Source organism: Ruegeria atlantica (genome assembly GCF_947495585.1).
Lineage (GTDB): Bacteria > Pseudomonadota > Alphaproteobacteria > Rhodobacterales > Rhodobacteraceae > Ruegeria > Ruegeria atlantica_G.
Map to the genome: position 1 here is coordinate 121,891 of NZ_CANLZK010000005.1, position 16,855 is coordinate 138,745.

Sequence of the window (16,855 nt, forward strand, 5' to 3'; positions counted from 1 at the left end):
GAGGGTCTTACATCGGCATGAACTTGAAACGGTTGTCAGCTATACTGTTTGCTATGCCGATGGCGCTCGTTGCGCCGTCTACCGCTAGTGCGATTGATTTTTGGAAGACAATTGGCTTGTGTTCCGCCGGGCTTCAAGCGGAGTCCTTGGAGGCTAACTTTCAAGAGTTTGGCTGGCAGGTGCAAAAACCAGAAGAGAAACGCGCGCTCGACCACTCCGCCATGTTCAATCTGCACTACGGTTTGGCTTGGGGAAAAAACAGTGACTACGACATCGTCCGAGAGTTGTCGTCCCACGAGTTTCTTGCCAAGCCCGCCGACCCGTATAATTGGGACTTTTACTTTAGCGATCCTAAAGGCGATGCGGTACTGACTGTTCGGTTGCTTGACCAACAGCAGTCGTGCTTTTTGACGTCAAGCCGTCCTCCCTTCAAGGTTGTCAAAGTACGTCAAGCTGAAGAAGTGCGGGATTTTCAAATCGGCAAATTCAGAAAAGATAATACGCAGATAACTCTCTATAATGCCCGAGCAATAGCAAACATGGCGTACGAACGGTTTGAAAATGCAACTGTCGACCTGCGTCTCGTATTTGTTGCTTCTGTATCCAACTCTGGAAACGCACAGCAATGACCTTCTCCGACGCCATACGCACCTGTTTTTCCAAGTTCTTCACCTTCTCGGGTCGCGCCTCGCGGCCCGAATACTGGTTCTTTTTCCTGTTCATCGTAATCTGGAACATCATCGCCGGGATCATCGACTGGCAGTTCTTCACTCAGGTCTCGGTCAGCCAGACTGACGAGGTCAAAGCGGTCACTGCGACGTCCTCTGCGCCAGTACAAAGCATCGTTGGCCTGATCGTGTTCATCCCGCATCTGGCCGTCGCATGGCGGCGGATGCATGACACCGGACGCAGCGGGCTTTATGCCCTGTTGCCGATCCTGCTGATCCTCGGGGCCTTTGCTGTTCTGATCTTTGGCATCGGCCTTGCCTCCAGTTTTCAGCATGGCGGCAATCTGGACATCCTGTTCACCCGTGCCACTTTGCTGGTCGTTATCCCGACACTGCTTGTTCTGTTTGTGTCGCCCCTCCTGGTTCTGTGGTGGCTGACCCGCCCCAGCCAGCCAGGCACTAACCAATACGGTCCCAACCCAATAGAGGTAGCCCAATGACCGAACATACGCCCAACTCTGCCTTTCATGCCTCAAGCTTTATGCAGGGGCATAATGCTGAATATCTGGAGCAGCTTTATGCCCAGTACGCCAAGGACCCGAACGCTGTAGATGCGGCCTGGGTCGATTTTTTCCGGGCGATGGGCGACGCCACGCCGGACGTCCAGCGCGAGGCCGAAGGGCCATCCTGGGCTCGGACCGACTGGCCTCCGATGCCGACGGATGACCTGACTGGCGCGTTGACGGGCGAATGGGCCGAAATCGACGCCAAGGCGGCAGGCGACAAGATTAAGGACAAGGCCGAGGCCAAAGGCGTTCAGGTCAGCGAAGACCAGATCAAACGTGCGGTTCTGGACAGTCTGCGAGCGCTGATGTTGATCCGGGCTTATCGTATCCGGGGCCATCTGGCCGCTAATCTGGATCCATTGGGCATGCGCGCCGCCAGCACCCACCCGGAATTGGACCCCAGGACGTATGGCTTCACCGAGGCCGACATGGACCGTCCGATCTTTATCGACAACGTGCTGGGTTTGCAGATGGCCAGCATGCGCCAGATTGTCGAGATCGTGAAACGGACCTATTGCGGCACGTTCGCGCTGCAGTACATGCATATCTCAAATCCGGAAGAAGCCGCGTGGCTGAAGGAACGGATCGAAGGGTACGGCAAGGAAATCCAGTTCACCAAGGAAGGCCGCAAGGCGATCCTGAACAAGATGGTCGAGGCCGAAGGCTTCGAGAAGTTCCTGCACGTTAAATACATGGGCACCAAGCGTTTCGGCCTGGACGGCGGCGAAGCCTTGATTCCCGCGATGGAGCAGATCATCAAGCGCGGCGGTGCGCTGGGTGTCAGCGACATCGTCATCGGTATGCCTCACCGGGGTCGCCTGAACATTCTGGCCAACGTGATGCGCAAGCCTTATCGCGCGATCTTCAACGAGTTCCAGGGCGGCAGCTTCAAACCCGAAGATGTGGATGGTTCCGGCGATGTGAAATACCACCTCGGCGCGTCCAGCGACCGTGAATTCAATGGCAACAGTGTCCATCTGTCGCTGACTGCAAACCCCTCCCACCTTGAGGCTGTGAACCCCGTTGTTCTGGGCAAGGTTCGCGCCAAACAGGATCAGTTGGGTGACGAAGACCGGACCAAGGTGATGGGTATCCTGCTGCACGGCGATGCGGCCTTTGCGGGTCAAGGCGTTGTCGCCGAAGGCTTTGGCCTGTCCGGCCTTAAGGGTCACAAGACCGGCGGCACGATGCATATCGTGGTGAACAACCAGATCGGCTTTACCACCGCGCCGCATTTCAGCCGCTCCAGCCCCTACCCCACCGATATCGCCCTGATGGTTGAGGCACCGATCTTCCACGTGAATGGCGACGATCCCGAGGCTGTCACGCATGCCGCCAAGGTTGCGACCGAATTCCGGCAGAAGTTCCACAAGGACGTGGTTATCGACATCTTCTGCTATCGCCGGTTCGGGCATAACGAGGGCGATGAGCCCATGTTCACCAACCCGATCATGTACAAGAAAATCAAGACGCATAAGACCACGCTGTCGCTGTACACCGAGCGCTTGGTCAAAGACGGCCTGATCCCCGAAGGCGAAATCGAGGATATGAAGGCCGCCTTCCAGGCGCATCTGAATGATGAGTTCGAGGCGGGCAAAGACTATAAGCCCAACAAGGCTGACTGGCTGGACGGGCGCTGGTCGCATCTGGACAAGAACAAAGATGAATATGTCCGCGGCGACACTGCAATTAAACCGGAAACGCTGGCGCAGATTGGCAACGCGCTGAGCCACACACCAGCAGATATCGCAGTGCACCGTACCGTCTCGCGTCTTCTGGATCAAAAGAAACAGATGTTCGAAAGCGGCAAAGGGTTTGACTGGGCGACTGGTGAGGCCCTGGCCTTTGGCTCTCTGCTGACCGAAGGCTATCCGGTGCGCCTGTCAGGGCAGGATGCGACGCGCGGGACGTTCAGTCAGCGTCACTCGGGTTTCATACATCAGGAAACTGAAGAACGGTACTATCCGCTGAACAACATTCGTGAGGGCCAGTCGAAATACGATGTAATCGACTCGATGCTCAGCGAATATGCGGTGCTGGGCTTTGAATATGGATTCTCACTGGCAGAACCAAATGCACTGACCCTGTGGGAAGCGCAATTCGGTGATTTTGCCAACGGCGCGCAAATCATGTTCGACCAGTTCATCAGCTCGGGCGAAAGCAAATGGCTGCGTATGTCCGGACTGGTGTGCCTGTTGCCACACGGCTTCGAGGGTCAGGGGCCTGAACACTCGTCAGCACGTCTGGAACGATTCCTGCAGATGTGTGGTCAGGACAACTGGATCGTGGCCAACTGCACGACCCCTGCGAACTATTTCCACATCCTGCGCCGTCAGCTGCACAGGACCTTCCGCAAGCCGCTGATCCTAGTGACGCCCAAATCGTTACTGCGCCACAAGCTGGCGGTCAGCACAGCAGAAGAGTTCACCACCGGCTCTAGCTTCCATCGCGTGTTGTGGGACGATGCACAACACGGAAACTCGGAAACCAAATTGGTCAAGGACGACAAGGTCAAACGCGTGGTGATGTGTTCCGGTAAGGTCTACTACGATCTGCTGGAAGAGCGCGATGAGCGCGGCATCGATGATGTCTATCTGATGCGGATTGAGCAGTTCTATCCCTTCCCGGCGCATTCGCTGATCAACGAGCTTGAGCGCTTTAAGGGTGCCGAAATGATCTGGTGCCAGGAGGAACCCAAGAACCAGGGTGCCTGGACCTTTATCGAACCGAATATCGAATGGGTTCTGACCCGCATCGGCGCCAAGCACACTCGGCCGCGTTATGTCGGCCGCTCCACATCGGCTTCTCCCGCGACGGGTCTGGCCAGCCAACACAAAGCCCAACAAGCAGCGCTAGTCGACGAAGCGCTGAGCATTGAAGGAAAATAATCGATGTCCATTGAAGTTCGAGTTCCCACGCTTGGCGAGTCGGTTACCGAAGCCACGGTTGCGACATGGTTCAAGAAACCCGGCGACGCCGTCGCGGTTGATGAAATGTTGTGTGAGTTGGAGACTGACAAGGTCACCGTCGAAGTGCCCTCTCCTACCGCTGGCGTGATGGGCGAAATCGTCGCCGCCGAAGGTGAAACCGTTGGCGTTGACGCTCTGCTGGCCACCATCGCTGCAGGTGAAGGCGCAGCCCCGGCTGCGGCAGCTCCGGCAGCGTCTGGCGGCAGTGTTGACGTCATGGTGCCGACCTTGGGTGAATCCGTGACCGAAGCGACCGTTTCGACATGGTTCAAACAAGTCGGCGACAGCGTCGCGCAGGACGAGATGCTGTGTGAGTTGGAAACCGACAAGGTCTCGGTCGAGGTTCCAGCCCCGGCTGCGGGTGTTCTGGCAGAAATTGTTGCCCCCGAAGGCGCGACAGTCGAGGCGTCGGCGAAATTGGCGGTGATTTCGGGCGCAGCGGCAGGGTCCGCCGCCGCTCCGGCACCTGCGGCGGCAGCCCCCGCAGCAGCAAGCACCGGCAAGGACATCGCCAACGCGCCATCCGCCGAAAAGGCTATGGCAGAGGCCGGTTTGTCCGCGGATCAGGTCACAGGCACCGGTCGTGATGGTCGGATCATGAAAGAGGATGTTGCCCGCGCAGCGACTACGGCTTCGGCCCCGGCCCCCGCTGCGGCAGCTCCGGCACCGGCGCAAGCGCCTCGGGCACCGGTCGCAGCACAGGATGCCGCCCGCGAAGAGCGCGTGCGCATGACCCGCCTGCGCCAAACCATCGCCAAGCGTTTGAAGGATGCGCAGAACACTGCGGCAATCCTGACCACCTTCAACGAGGTGGACATGACCGAGGTGATGGGCCTGCGCAATGAATACAAAGACCTGTTCCTGAAGAAGCACGGCGTGAAACTGGGCTTTATGTCCTTCTTCACCAAGGCATGCTGTCACGCGCTGAAAGAGGTTCCGGAAGTCAACGCCGAGATCGATGGCACGGACATCGTCTACAAGAATTTCGTGCACATGGGCGTTGCCGCCGGTACGCCGCAAGGTCTGGTTGTTCCTGTCATCCGCGACGCCGACAGCATGTCCTTCGCGGATATCGAAAAGGCTATCGCCGAAAAGGGCAAGCGCGCCCGCGACGGCAAGTTGTCCATGGCAGAGATGCAGGGCGGCACCTTCACCATCTCGAATGGTGGTGTCTATGGCTCGCTGATGTCTTCGCCGATCCTGAACCCACCGCAGTCGGGTATCCTTGGCATGCACAAGATCCAGGACCGTCCGATGGTCATCAATGGTGAGATCAAGATCCGCCCGATGATGTATCTGGCACTGTCCTATGACCACCGGATTGTTGACGGCAAGGGCGCGGTGACGTTCCTTGTACGTGTGAAAGAGGCGCTGGAAGACCCGCGCCGTCTGCTGATGGATCTGTAATCATGGCGACACATGTACTCTGGCAAGCCGACGTGGCCGACTTTGATGTCTGGCTGAAGGTGTTTGAAGAAGACAAACCGATGAGGGAGGCCGCGGGCATCCGCGACCTCCATATCTGGAAAGACCCTGATCGCAAGGACCACGCGGTCGCCTTGTTCGAGATCACCGATCTCGACCGGGCCCAGAGCTTCATCGAATCCGAAGAGCTGGCCATGCACCACGAACGTGGTGGCGTGGCACATATCCAGACCAAGGTTCTGGACCCTGTCTGAAAGCATGAAGCTGCGCCTGCCCATTGGGGGCGCGGCACGAACGGGTAACGCGATGACTTTCGACTGCTCAAAGGGTACCACTGGATGACCACGGAACTAACCGTCCTGACCCTTGCCGCATTACTTTGGGTCGCACAATTCGTAGTCTACCTGGCTGCCGGGCACGGTAAGATTGACCTTGGTCTTGCGGTTGGCCCGCGAGATATCCCTTTTGACAAACCGGGGGTTTCGGGGCGTCTGCACCGTGCCCTCAGCAACCACACCGAAGGGTTGGTTCTGTTCGCAATTGCGGCGCTTGTCGTGACGGTTTCGGGCCAGTCGAACGGGCTCACTGCGGCCTGTAGTTGGATCTATTTGATCGCCCGCATCCTCTACGTCCCCGCCTACGCAATGGGTTGGACGCCTTGGCGAACCGTGATTTGGATTGTTGGCTTGTTGGCCAACACCGTAATGTTGCTGGCGGCTGTCTTTTGATTCAGTCGCTGGCATGGATAATGTAATGGGGAAACGCCCCGGCGTGCAGAAAATTGCCGCCATCCCCGTAAACGATAAGGACCTGACACATGGCAAATTATGACGTTATCGTAATCGGATCAGGCCCCGGCGGCTATGTTTGCGCCATCCGTTGCGCTCAGCTGGGTCTGAAGACTGCCTGCGTCGAAGGGCGTGAAACTCTGGGCGGCACGTGCCTGAACGTGGGCTGTATCCCCTCGAAGGCGCTGCTGCATGCCAGCCATCAACTGCATGAGGCCGAGCATAACTTTGCCAAGATGGGCCTGAAGGGCAAAAGCCCCTCGGTCGATTGGAAACAAATGCAGGGCTACAAGCAGGAAACGATCGACGGCAATACCAAGGGTATCGAGTTCCTGTTCAAGAAAAACAAGATCGACTGGTTGAAAGGCTGGGGCTCGATCCCTGCCGCGGGTCAGGTCAAAGTGGGCGACGAGATTCACACCGCCAAGAACATAATTATCGCATCTGGGTCCGAACCGTCCTCGCTGCCCGGTGTCGACGTTGACGAAAAGGTTGTGGTGACTTCGACCGGCGCTCTGTCTCTGAACAAGGTGCCAAAGAAGTTGGTGGTGATCGGCGCGGGCGTGATCGGGCTGGAACTGGGCTCGGTCTATCAGCGTCTGGGCGCGGAGGTGACTGTGGTTGAATTCCTCGATGCGATCACCCCCGGCATGGACCCGGAAGTTCAGAAAACCTTCCAGCGCATCCTCAAGAAACAAGGCCTTAAATTTGTCATGGGTGCGGCGGTCCAAAAGACCGATGCCACCAAGACCAAGGCAAAGGTGACCTACAAACTGCGCAAGGATGACAGCGAACATGTGATCGAGGCGGACACAGTTCTGGTCGCCACCGGACGCAAACCGTACTCGGATGGTTTGGGCCTGGAAGCGTTGGGTGTTGAAATGACACCGCGTGGTCAGATAAAGGTGGGGGCCGATTGGCAGACAAACGTGCCGGGCATTTACGCCATCGGTGACGTAACAGAAGGCCCCATGCTGGCGCACAAAGCCGAAGATGAAGGTATGGCCGCAGCCGAGCAGGTTGCGGGCAAGCATGGGCACGTGAACTACGGCGTCATCCCGGGTGTGATCTACACATGGCCCGAGGTCGCCAATGTTGGCGAAACCGAAGAGACGCTGAAAGAACAGGGTCGCGCCTATAAGATCGGCAAGTTCATGTTCATGGGCAACGGCCGCGCCAAGGCGAACTTAATGACCGATGGGTTTGTCAAAATCCTGGCCGACAAGGAAACCGACCGCATTCTGGGCTGCCACATCATCGGCCCCGGTGCCGGCGATCTGATTCATGAAGTCTGTGTGGCGATGGAGTTCGGCGCCTCGGCCGAGGATCTGGCCCTGACCTGCCACGCCCACCCAACTTATTCGGAAGCCGTGCGTGAGGCTGCGTTGGCCTGTGGCGACGGACCAATCCACAGCTGATAAAAGAACCCCGGCACCCGTCAGGCTGCCGGGGTTAACCACGCGTCCAGATAGATTTCTAACCTATCTGAAAAACTCTCTGCCTCATGAAGCGCGCAGAACTTCAGCGACATGGACTGAATAGCAAAGGCCTGAACCCCCTCGGCCAACAAATCGGGGGATATGTCTTTGCGAACCTTCGCGGTTTCCAACCAGCCAGCAACCAGTCTGACATAGCGTTCGAAACAGCGCGCTATGGGCCCGATCTCAGTGATTGCCGTAGCGCCTGAGTACCGAATGATCAGATCAAACACATAGCGCTCGGACGTCATGAAGGCGTGGATCGGTTGCAGCGCATCGGCGATTTCGGGGGCCGTGCGTGGGGCGGTGCCCTGTTCGACCTGATCGAAACAGGCAACCAGCCTCTCACCAATCAGCATTTCCATTAGCGCGTCTTTGTCCCGGAAATGCGCAAAAAAGGTTCCCTTTGCGACCCCGGCTGCCTGAACCACGTCTTCCACCCGCAAAGCCTGATAGCCGTTTCTTTCGATAACGTCCTCTGCGGCCTCGATTAAACGGGCGCGCGTTTTGAGGGTTCTCTTTTGAACTGTCTTTTGCATATGCTCTGCTCGCATGTTTTTTGACCGTGGTCAAATTTTTTAATTGACCGTGGTCATTTTTTCCACTTATGAACTGACCATGGTCATTTTTGGAGATTCGCGATGCAACCTAAGAAAATCCTGATCCTCGACGGACACCCAGGCGAAACCAGCCTGTCCCGAACATTTGCTGAAACCTATGCTGACGCGGCCAAACGACAGGGGCACGACGTTCGCATGATTCACCTAAGCGACCTGCAATTTGACCATGACTTCGGTCAGGGAAACTATGAGGACTTCAAACCGTTGGAACCCGCATTGGAACAAGTGCTGCAAGATTTTGAATGGAGCGAACACCTTGTCCTGACGGCACCGATGTGGTGGGGCGGCTTGCCGGCCAAGCTGAAAGGTTTGATTGACCGGGCATTCATCCCCGGACGCACCTTCGACACGCGGAATACTACACGGATCGGCTTTCCAGCACCTATGCTGACAGGACGCACGGCGCGGGTCATCCTTACCTCTGACACGCCGGGTTGGTTCATGCGTTTCATCTACAGGCAAGCACTGATCCGCCAGATCCGCGATCAGATTTTGGGATTTGTCGGTTTCAAACCGACCCGGTTCACTTACTTTTCGGGCGCCAGCTATCCCAAACCCGGCAGCGTGGACCGCTGGATATCAAAGGTAGCCCGGATCGGTGCCGCGGCAGCCTGATCCCGCGCCTACCACATCGTCTTCGCGGCGCGCGCACCCCATTCCTGATCATATTGCGTGCCGCCTTCCTCGCCGTCCGACGCCTCGGCGAGGATTTCACCGACGGTCGGCACATGCGCGGTCTCGTCGCCACTGACCCAAGTACGGGCGCGTATAAAAGCGCGGGCGCATTGGGTGTAAATCTCAGTGATTTCTATAACGATTACTGTTGCTGGTTTTTTGCCCTGCTTTTCGAACTGCGCGCGCAAATTTTCATCAGCCGTCACATGCGCCGTGCCATTCAATCGTACGACACTGTTGGACCCCGGCACCATGAACATCAACGACACTCGCGGGTCGCGCACGATATTGCGCAGACTGTCCAGCCGGTTATTTCCGCGCCAGTCAGGCATCGCCAGTGTGTGCGGATCAAGTTCCAGTACAACCGGGCCGTCGTCACCTCGCGGGCTGCCATCGACACCCTCGGGCCCGACGGTGCTGAGGATGCACAGGCGCGACGCCATGATCCATTTGCGATAAAGCGGAGTGAGCTGTCTGGCCACTTTGCGCAGTGAAGGCGCGCCCGGTGTGCCGTAGAGCGCCTCAAGCGTTTCGATGTTCTTAATGAGCTCCATCCGGTTCAAACCCCACTTCTCGCATCAATGCATTGGATCGTGTTTCGATCACGTCTTCCAGACGTTCAAGAAATTGATCCCGCCCCACACCCGGTTCGATCGGGTCAAGAAAGTCGACGATTGCAAGACCAGGTTTGCGCATAACCCCGGTACGCGGCCAGAAGACACCGGCATTCGTCGCAACCGGCACACAAGGAAAGCCCAGTCCTTCATACAGAACTGCCGTCCCAACTTTGTAAGGTTTCTTCGCCCCCGGTGCGACGCGCGTGCCCTGCGGGTAAATCACAAGCTGCCCGGGCTCAGAGAACTCTTTAGCCACGTCTTTGACCATCTTGGCGACGGCAGCACCCTTTCTGCCGCGATCAACCGGTATACACCCAAGGCGACGGGCATAGAGACCGATAACCGGGGTATACAGCAGTTCCCTTTTCATAATGAACTTGCCGTGCGGAATGGCGCTGAAGATCATGATGATGTCCAGAAAGGACTGGTGTTTGGCTCCGATCACGACCTCGTCCACTGGAACGTTTCCACGAACCTCACAACGGATACCAACCATCCAGCTGGCCAACCAGATCGTCGATCGCGCGTAGGTTTTACATGCCTGCAAAGCCCCGCGTTTGGTAAACAGCGCGTAGGGCGCGAAAACGATACCAAGGATCAGCATCCACGCATAAATCACTATCATGAAGATCAAAGAGCGCACCCATTGGATCGCTGTAGCCATCACGAAAGCTCCTTCAATTTGCGCACGGCCGCTGTCCAGGTGGCCAAGAACGCCACCGCAGCCCCCAGCAGAGGTATCAGCGCAGGCAACAGCCAGCCAACCCCCTGAAAACCCAATCCAGTCAGAAACCCGCCCTCTACCGAGGCTTCGGGCAAAAGCAGAACGCCCGTCATGCCGAACAGCACGCCAACGAGGGCACCGAAGAAAGCGCGATATGTGAACCGCCGTACAAATGCGCTGGCGATGAAACGATCACGGGCACCGACTAGACGCAGGACTTCGATGATCTGCGCATTGGCCGCGAGTGAGGCATTGGCCGCCAGCGTGATCATCGCCGCGGTTGCACCGCCAATCAGCAGAATTGACACCCAGCCCAATCGCCGCAGCGAGTTTGCCGCCTCGACCAGCGGCTCGCGCCAGCGTGAATGGTCGTCCAGCACGGCGCCGGGCACTTCGGCACCAAGTCGCAAGCGCAAGCCAGCGGTATCTAGACCCGGTTCGCCCTCGATGATTTCTATCAGTTGCGGAATAGGCAGTGTATCAAGCGGCAAATCAGGACCAAACCACGGGGACAAAAGCGCGACCTGTTCCTCTGCGGTCAGGGCGCGTGCCGACGCAACGCCTGGGGTTTGGGCCAGCACGGTCAGCGCGGCCTCGGTCTGGGCGGAAAGCTGTTCGGCGGGCGCGTTAATACGCAAAGTGGCAGCCCCTGCCAGTTCCGATGCCCAACGGTCAGCCAGCCGGCCCGATGCCAGCGACAACGCAAGCGCGAAAACGGCCAAAAAGGCCATCGCGCCGGAAACGAACAGGGTCAGTTGCGCCGTGTAGCCGGATGGTGGAACAACCCGATCTGCGCGTTTGTCGCGCACCAGCATGCTGCGGATGGTGCCCTTGTTCATAGATCCGCCCCCGCCAATTGAATCTGGCGCTGCGATATCCGAAGGACACGGGCCTGAACCTGGCTTTTGGCCGCGCGGATCAGGCTCAGGTCATGGGTCGCGATCAGCACGGTCTTGCCCATCTTGTTCAACTCGACCAGCAAGCGCAGCAATCGCTGGGACATTTCCCAATCCACATTGCCAGTCGGTTCATCGGCCAGCACAACGTCCGGCGAAAGGATCACCGCTCGCGCCAATGCCGCACGCTGACGCTCACCCCCGGAAAGTTCCGGAGGAAGCGCATCAAGCCGTGTGCCCAGCCCGACCCAGTTCAGCAATTCAAGCAGGTCTTCTTTCTGCGCATTCTCGCCTTTGCCGGACACCATCAACGGTAAAGCGACGTTTTCAGCCAAGGTCATATGGTCCAGAAATCGGCAATCCTGATGCACGACCCCGATCCGGCGACGCAGCAGCGCCATCTGATCGCGGTCCAGGCGTGCAATGTCCTGCTCAAATGCGGTCATCCGTCCTGATGTGGCCAGCAACGCGCCATAACATAGCTTGAGCAAGGTCGTCTTGCCCGCACCCGACGGACCGGTCAGAAAATGGAACGACCCCGGCTGCAATTGAAGCGACACGTCGCTCAGCAACTCACCATCACCATAGGTGTAGCTGACGTTTTCCAGCTCGATCACAAGGGCCCCCAATTATTGTTGCCGCCCTTCTTGCCCGAGCGCGGTTGTGGTTTCAATGCCTGCACCGGGTCGAATTGGTGACACTTGTCGTGTGAAACCGAAAACACCCTTTGCGGTCAGGTCTTAACGGAATAACATCCCTGAAAAAACTATTATCAGGTCGGGCCCCCGACCGGGAGGCAGCATGCGTCTTACTTGTCCGAATTGTGGTGCTCAGTACGAAGTGCCAGACGAGGTCATTCCCGAGGAAGGCCGCGATGTGCAGTGTTCCAACTGCGAAAAGACTTGGTTTCAGGCCAAATACCCCGAAACTGCATCTGAACCGGTAAAGCCGGAACCGCCCGCGGACGAACCCGCGGCAAAGGCGGAAACGCCAGAGATTGTCGCGAAACCTGTCGAAGAGCCCAAATCAGAGCCCGAACCTGCCGCAGCTTCCTCGACCGGCAATGTCGACCCGGCGGTTGCCAACATCCTCAAGGAAGAAGCGGCCCGCGAAGCAGACCTGCGCGTCCACGAAGGCGGTAGCCTTGAGACGCAGACCGATTTGGCACTCGACGCGCCGCCCGAAGTGGAAAAAGCCGCTAAGGACCTGATCGCGACAGAAACCGCAAAGGATTTCGGTCAGAAAGACGCGTTGCCGGACGTCGAGGCAATCAATTCCAGCCTACGCAGCGACGACCCCCTGCCAAAGCCGGACGAAGACATGCCCCCACCGCGCAAGTCTGGCGGATTCCGGCGCGGGTTCCTGCTGATTCTGATTATCGGCGTGATCCTGTTGCTGATCTACAGCAATTCTCAGAAGATTTCCGAAGCGGTGCCGCAGGCTGATCCGGTTCTCAACAGCTATGTCTCTCTGGTGGATCAGGCGCGTTTGTGGCTTGAGGCACAGACCGGGTCTGGCACCTCTCAGAACTGACTTAGATCAGAACCTCTCTAACAGGCGTTTGAGGTATTCAAGTTCGATCTGGGGGCGATCCGATTCCCCAGTCCGGCGACGGATTTCGTCCAGCAATTCGCGAGCGCGGCGATAGACATCTTCACCCTGCAGCAGATTTTCATCGGTCGAGATTGTGCCATTGGCCCCCGGGCTACGGCCCAGCGGATCACGGTTGTCGGCTTGCATGTCGCCTTCCTGCGAACCTTGGCCCGGCTGGTTCTGCTGGTTTTGCGCCAGCGCTTCGCCCAGGGATCGCATGCCCTCGCGCAGGGCCTCCATCGCTTCGGACTGTTGGTCGATTGCTTCGGCCAGATCATCGCCGCGCAGGGCTTCCTCGGCACCCTCCATCGCGCGCCCGGCACGGTCCAGCGCATCGCGCGCGGCGTCACCTTCGGGCGTTCCGGTTCCGGGCAATCCTTGCTGCTGGCGGTTCAGCTCATCGCGTAAGGCCTGTTGTCGATCTGCAAGTGACCCCTGGCCTTGCTGGCTGCCGCTGCCCTGTTCGTCAGCCCCCTGACCCTGACCGCCTTGTCCTTCGTGGCTCTGACCCCGGCCCTGCCCACCCGAGCGGCCTTCGTTGCCTTGGCTTTCGCCGGCTTGCGCGCCGGGGTTGAACTGTTCCTGCAGATCACGGAAGGCTTGATCGCTCAGACCCTGCTGTTCGCGCAGAGTTTCGGCCAATCCTTCCATCGCCTGCTGGCCTTCGGACTGTTGTCCCTGACCCTGGCCCTGCGTAACGCGCATATTCTCCATCATCTGCTGGAACTCTTCCAGCGCTTGCTGCGCCTCGGCCATGCGGCCCTGTTCCATCAGCTCTTGAATACGGTCCATCATGCGCTGCAGGTCGTCCTGCGTCATTTGCATGGACTCGCCGTCCTGACCTTGCTGGTTCTCGTCGAACTCGCCGTTTTCCTGCGCCAGACGTTGCAATTGGCGCATGTAGTCCTGCGTTGCCTCGCGCAGTTCCTGCATCAACTCGGCGATCTCTTCATCCGTGGCACCGTTTTTCATCGCCTCTGTCAGGCGCTCCTGCGCGCGGCGCATGCGTTCCAGCGCGTCGGCAAGGGTGCCGTCTTCTATCAGAACGCCTAGCTCCCAAAGCGCCTCGGCGATTTCTGCCTGCTGTTCCGGTTTCAGGCCGTACTCGTTGAACATCTCCAACCGACGCAGGATCACGCGCAGGCGCAGATAGGCAGTGTCTGACCGGAAAAGTTCTTCGGGCAGGTGCGATACCGCCCGCAGCATCTGCGAAACCCGGGTCGCGTTTTCGCGCGTCCATAGTAGATCGCGGCGCTGTTCGATTACGGCAGCCGCCAGCGGATCAAAGAACCGACGGGCGGGCAGCGCAGTCGCATAAGGCTCGGATTGCCCCTCTTGATCCGCCGCGTCTCGGGCCATCAAAGTGATTTTTACCGGCAAATGCGCCCATGGGTGTTGTGAAAAATCCTCGATAAGATCTTCGGTGAAATCCGCCCGGTCGCCGGTGATCGGCATGGGTAGTTCAACCGTTATGACCTCGCGCGGCTCAGGCGCAGCCGTCAGACCATACTGCCGGTCGACTGAGGCCAGATCCAATTCGATCACAGCCGAGCCGGATACCACGCCATAATCATCGCTGGCAGCAAATGGCAGTTTCATCTGACCGCCGGCCTCAGACTCGGCGGAACCGGCCACGGCCACCTGTGGGCGGGTATCCGCAACAACGTTCAGCGCCCAGTCGCGGCCCGATGGACCGTCGATTTTGAACTGGCCCGAGCGTTCGACGACAAAATCCTGCTCCGGCTCGGTGGCCGCCTCAGTGCCCAAAGGCGTGGTGGTTTCCGTCAAACTGTGCGCGCCGATTTCCCCGTAGAAGCGAAGAGTGATACGACTGCCCTGCGGAACGGACAACGTCGGATCGGATTGATCAGCCAGATACAGCGTCGGTAGCCCGGTATAACGGGGCGGCTCAACCCAGCCTTCCCAGCTGGGCCCCTGCCCTGCCACGGCGGCGCCCGGCGTCATCTCGGCCACCGAGCCGATGCGCCAGAACGACCCGAACATCGCCGCGATCACCAGCGCCAGCAACGCCGAATAGCGCAGCGCATAAGGGTCGCGATCCGCCAGCCGCAAATCGGGTTTGACAGGTTCGGCCTGCGCAACACGTCGCGCCATCCTATTCTGGTGCGCACGCCACAACGCGACAGAATCCGCGTCCATCGCGCCGATGGCCTGATCATCTATCAAAGCTTGGATAGGCCGTCCCGGCATCGCCGCATCCAGCCGCATCAGCGCTTCGGCCCGTGAAGGGAAATGGAATCGCCTTGCACCAACAATCAGCGTAGCGGCCAGCCCCAACAGTGCGACAGCGCCCACGCCCCAGACGATTTCAACGCGGACCTCGTCCTGCAAGCCCAGCATCAAAGCCGCCAGAATTGCCATCAAAACCGAGAAAAACGGCCAAAATGCGCGCAAAAACTGCTCGGCCAGCATCCCTGCGTGCGTCAGCCACAGGGAAAGTCTTGGAATCGGCAGGTTATGTCTTGCGGTCAAGGCAGGCCTCCTGAGCGGGCCCGCGCGGTTATCGCGTCAAAGCCACTCGGGTATGGTATCGCGGTTTATGATTTCGTCAAAGCTTGGCCGTTCACGAATAACTGCAAATTGATCCCCATGCACCAGAACCTCGGGGATCAGAGGGCGGGTATTGTATTCGCTGGACATCACTGCGCCGTAGGCCCCGGCGCTGCGAAATGCGACCAGATCGCCCGGTGCCAGCGGCGGCATATTGCGTTCCTTGGCAAAAGTATCGCCGCTTTCGCAAACCGGGCCAACAATGTCATAGGGTTGCTGCTCAACGCCCGGAGCGGGTTCCTGCACAGCCACAATATCGTGATGCGCCTCGTACATCGCTGGGCGGATCAGGTCGTTCATCGCGCCATCCAGAATCAGGAAGTCACGACCCTCGCCAGATTTCACGTAAATTACCTTGCTGACCATCAGACCGGCGTTTCCGGCAATCAGGCGGCCAGGTTCGATCTCGATCTCGCAGCCCAGATGGCCCAGCGTTTTCTTGATCAACGCGCCATACTCCACCGGCAACGGTGGTGCGTCATTGGCGCGGGTGTATGGAATGCCCAATCCCCCGCCCAGATCAAGGCGTCGGATATTGTGTCCCTCGGACCGCAACTTTTCGGTAAGTTCGGCGACTTTGGTGTAGGCTATCTCGAACGGCTCTAACTCGGTCAGTTGCGAGCCGATATGGACGTCGATACCGATCACCTCCAGCCCCGGAAGGCTGGCTGCGTGGGCATAAACCTCAGATGCGCGTGCGATCGGGATCCCAAACTTGTTCTCAGACTTGCCAGTCGCGATCTTGGCATGGGTCTTGGCGTCTACGTCCGGATTCACCCGAACGGTGATCGGCGCGACCACACCCAGTTCCAACGCGATGGCGTTGATCACTTCCATCTCAGGTTCGGATTCCACGTTGAACTGGCGGATACCGCCGCTCAACGCAGCGCGAATCTCATCCGCGGTCTTGCCAACGCCCGAGAACACGATCTTGTCGCCCGGCACGCCAGCCGCCTTGGCACGCAGGTATTCCCCGCCCGAGACCACGTCCATCCCCGCACCGGCCTGTGCCAGCGTCTTCAGGATCGCCTGATTGCTGGCCGCTTTCATGGCATAGCAGACTAGATGGTCCATCCCTTCCAGCGCGTCATCAAACAGCTGGAAGTGCCTCAACAGCGTGGCGGTGGAATAAACATAAAACGGTGTTCCGACCGCGGCTGCGATTTCGGAAATCGGGACATCCTCGGCGTATAGCGCGCCGTCGCGGTAGAGAAAGTGATCCATGACTGCGCGCTTAGACCAAAATGACCACGCGGATCAATGGA

16 protein-coding genes are annotated in these 16,855 nt (G+C 58.5%); 9 read left to right on the plus strand and 7 right to left on the minus strand.

The annotated features are described in order from the left end of the window. Positions 1-53 precede the first annotated feature (53 nt). From QMP16_RS11400 to lpdA, 7 genes are all read left to right on the plus strand, one after another. Complete coding sequence (locus QMP16_RS11400; protein WP_282152478.1) at positions 54-629, plus strand: hypothetical protein; 576 nt, start codon at positions 54-56, stop codon at positions 627-629. Further along, the gene (locus QMP16_RS11405; protein ID WP_282152479.1) at positions 626-1,168 is read left to right on the plus strand and encodes a DUF805 domain-containing protein; all 543 of its coding nucleotides are present in this window, start codon (positions 626-628) and stop codon (positions 1,166-1,168) included. Before QMP16_RS11400 ends, QMP16_RS11405 begins: the two co-directional genes overlap by 4 nt. Further along, the gene (locus tag QMP16_RS11410) at positions 1,165-4,122 is read left to right on the plus strand and encodes a 2-oxoglutarate dehydrogenase E1 component (protein ID WP_282152480.1); all 2,958 of its coding nucleotides are present in this window, start codon (positions 1,165-1,167) and stop codon (positions 4,120-4,122) included. Before QMP16_RS11405 ends, QMP16_RS11410 begins: the two co-directional genes overlap by 4 nt. 3 nt (positions 4,123-4,125) lie before the next feature. After that, positions 4,126-5,610, plus strand: a complete 1,485-nt coding sequence (gene odhB, locus QMP16_RS11415) for a 2-oxoglutarate dehydrogenase complex dihydrolipoyllysine-residue succinyltransferase (RefSeq protein ID WP_282152481.1) — start codon at positions 4,126-4,128, stop codon at positions 5,608-5,610. 2 nt (positions 5,611-5,612) lie between these two features. After that, positions 5,613-5,882 (plus strand): hypothetical protein, encoded by a 270-nt coding sequence (locus tag QMP16_RS11420; RefSeq protein ID WP_058273540.1) that lies wholly within the window; start codon positions 5,613-5,615, stop codon positions 5,880-5,882. 84 nt (positions 5,883-5,966) lie between these two features. Continuing rightward, complete coding sequence (locus QMP16_RS11425) at positions 5,967-6,356, plus strand: MAPEG family protein (protein WP_058278796.1); 390 nt, start codon at positions 5,967-5,969, stop codon at positions 6,354-6,356. A gap of 89 nt (positions 6,357-6,445) precedes the next feature. Continuing rightward, on the plus strand, positions 6,446-7,834 hold the full coding sequence (lpdA, locus tag QMP16_RS11430) for a dihydrolipoyl dehydrogenase (protein WP_282152482.1): 1,389 nt from the start codon (positions 6,446-6,448) through the stop codon (positions 7,832-7,834). Positions 7,835-7,854: 20 nt separating this feature from the next. Here the strand turns inward: lpdA and QMP16_RS11435 are convergent, their stop codons facing one another. Beyond that, entirely contained in the window at positions 7,855-8,433 is a 579-nt protein-coding gene (locus QMP16_RS11435; RefSeq protein ID WP_282152483.1) for a TetR/AcrR family transcriptional regulator, read from the minus strand. Between the two features lie 102 nt (positions 8,434-8,535). Here QMP16_RS11435 and QMP16_RS11440 point away from each other — a divergent pair, with 102 nt between their 5' ends. Beyond that, on the plus strand, positions 8,536-9,129 hold the full coding sequence (locus tag QMP16_RS11440) for an NAD(P)H-dependent oxidoreductase (protein ID WP_282152484.1): 594 nt from the start codon (positions 8,536-8,538) through the stop codon (positions 9,127-9,129). Between the two features lie 8 nt (positions 9,130-9,137). Here QMP16_RS11440 and QMP16_RS11445 read toward each other — a convergent pair whose 3' ends face one another. From QMP16_RS11445 to QMP16_RS11460, 4 genes are read right to left on the minus strand one after another with little or no spacing between them, the layout of a single operon-like run. Beyond that, on the minus strand, positions 9,138-9,743 hold the full coding sequence (locus tag QMP16_RS11445; RefSeq protein ID WP_282152485.1) for a pyridoxamine 5'-phosphate oxidase family protein: 606 nt from the start codon (positions 9,741-9,743) through the stop codon (positions 9,138-9,140). Next, entirely contained in the window at positions 9,730-10,470 is a 741-nt protein-coding gene (locus QMP16_RS11450; protein WP_282120102.1) for a lysophospholipid acyltransferase family protein, read from the minus strand. Before QMP16_RS11450 ends, QMP16_RS11445 begins: the two co-directional genes overlap by 14 nt. Then, complete coding sequence (locus tag QMP16_RS11455) at positions 10,470-11,369, minus strand: cell division protein FtsX (protein WP_282120101.1); 900 nt, start codon at positions 11,367-11,369, stop codon at positions 10,470-10,472. Before QMP16_RS11455 ends, QMP16_RS11450 begins: the two co-directional genes overlap by 1 nt. After that, a complete protein-coding gene (locus QMP16_RS11460; protein ID WP_058273548.1) occupies positions 11,366-12,043 on the minus strand; it encodes a cell division ATP-binding protein FtsE in 678 nt (225 codons plus the stop codon). Before QMP16_RS11460 ends, QMP16_RS11455 begins: the two co-directional genes overlap by 4 nt. A 184-nt stretch (positions 12,044-12,227) precedes the next feature. Here QMP16_RS11460 and QMP16_RS11465 point away from each other — a divergent pair, with 184 nt between their 5' ends. Continuing rightward, on the plus strand, positions 12,228-12,959 hold the full coding sequence (locus QMP16_RS11465) for a zinc-ribbon domain-containing protein (protein ID WP_282152486.1): 732 nt from the start codon (positions 12,228-12,230) through the stop codon (positions 12,957-12,959). A 6-nt stretch (positions 12,960-12,965) separates the two neighbouring features. Here QMP16_RS11465 and QMP16_RS11470 read toward each other — a convergent pair whose 3' ends face one another. Next, positions 12,966-15,512 (minus strand): TIGR02302 family protein, encoded by a 2,547-nt coding sequence (locus QMP16_RS11470; protein WP_348774593.1) that lies wholly within the window; start codon positions 15,510-15,512, stop codon positions 12,966-12,968. Between the two features lie 36 nt (positions 15,513-15,548). Then, entirely contained in the window at positions 15,549-16,814 is a 1,266-nt protein-coding gene (gene lysA, locus QMP16_RS11475; RefSeq protein WP_282152487.1) for a diaminopimelate decarboxylase, read from the minus strand. Positions 16,815-16,855: the final 41 nt, after the last annotated feature.

Bases quoted from the DNA above. Each gene is read 5' to 3' on its own strand.
- QMP16_RS11400 (WP_282152478.1), top strand. From the start codon at position 54: ATGCCGATGGCGCTCGTTGCGCCGTCTACCGCTAGTGCGATTGATTTT.
- QMP16_RS11405 (WP_282152479.1), top strand. From the start codon at position 626: ATGACCTTCTCCGACGCCATACGCACCTGTTTTTCCAAGTTCTTCACC.
- QMP16_RS11410 (WP_282152480.1), top strand. From the start codon at position 1,165: ATGACCGAACATACGCCCAACTCTGCCTTTCATGCCTCAAGCTTTATG.
- odhB (WP_282152481.1), top strand. From the start codon at position 4,126: ATGTCCATTGAAGTTCGAGTTCCCACGCTTGGCGAGTCGGTTACCGAA.
- QMP16_RS11420 (WP_058273540.1), top strand. From the start codon at position 5,613: ATGGCGACACATGTACTCTGGCAAGCCGACGTGGCCGACTTTGATGTC.
- QMP16_RS11425 (WP_058278796.1), top strand. From the start codon at position 5,967: ATGACCACGGAACTAACCGTCCTGACCCTTGCCGCATTACTTTGGGTC.
- lpdA (WP_282152482.1), top strand. From the start codon at position 6,446: ATGGCAAATTATGACGTTATCGTAATCGGATCAGGCCCCGGCGGCTAT.
- QMP16_RS11435 (WP_282152483.1), bottom strand. From the start codon at position 8,433: ATGCAAAAGACAGTTCAAAAGAGAACCCTCAAAACGCGCGCCCGTTTA.
- QMP16_RS11440 (WP_282152484.1), top strand. From the start codon at position 8,536: ATGCAACCTAAGAAAATCCTGATCCTCGACGGACACCCAGGCGAAACC.
- QMP16_RS11445 (WP_282152485.1), bottom strand. From the start codon at position 9,743: ATGGAGCTCATTAAGAACATCGAAACGCTTGAGGCGCTCTACGGCACA.
- QMP16_RS11450 (WP_282120102.1), bottom strand. From the start codon at position 10,470: ATGGCTACAGCGATCCAATGGGTGCGCTCTTTGATCTTCATGATAGTG.
- QMP16_RS11455 (WP_282120101.1), bottom strand. From the start codon at position 11,369: ATGAACAAGGGCACCATCCGCAGCATGCTGGTGCGCGACAAACGCGCA.
- QMP16_RS11465 (WP_282152486.1), top strand. From the start codon at position 12,228: ATGCGTCTTACTTGTCCGAATTGTGGTGCTCAGTACGAAGTGCCAGAC.
- lysA (WP_282152487.1), bottom strand. From the start codon at position 16,814: ATGGATCACTTTCTCTACCGCGACGGCGCGCTATACGCCGAGGATGTC.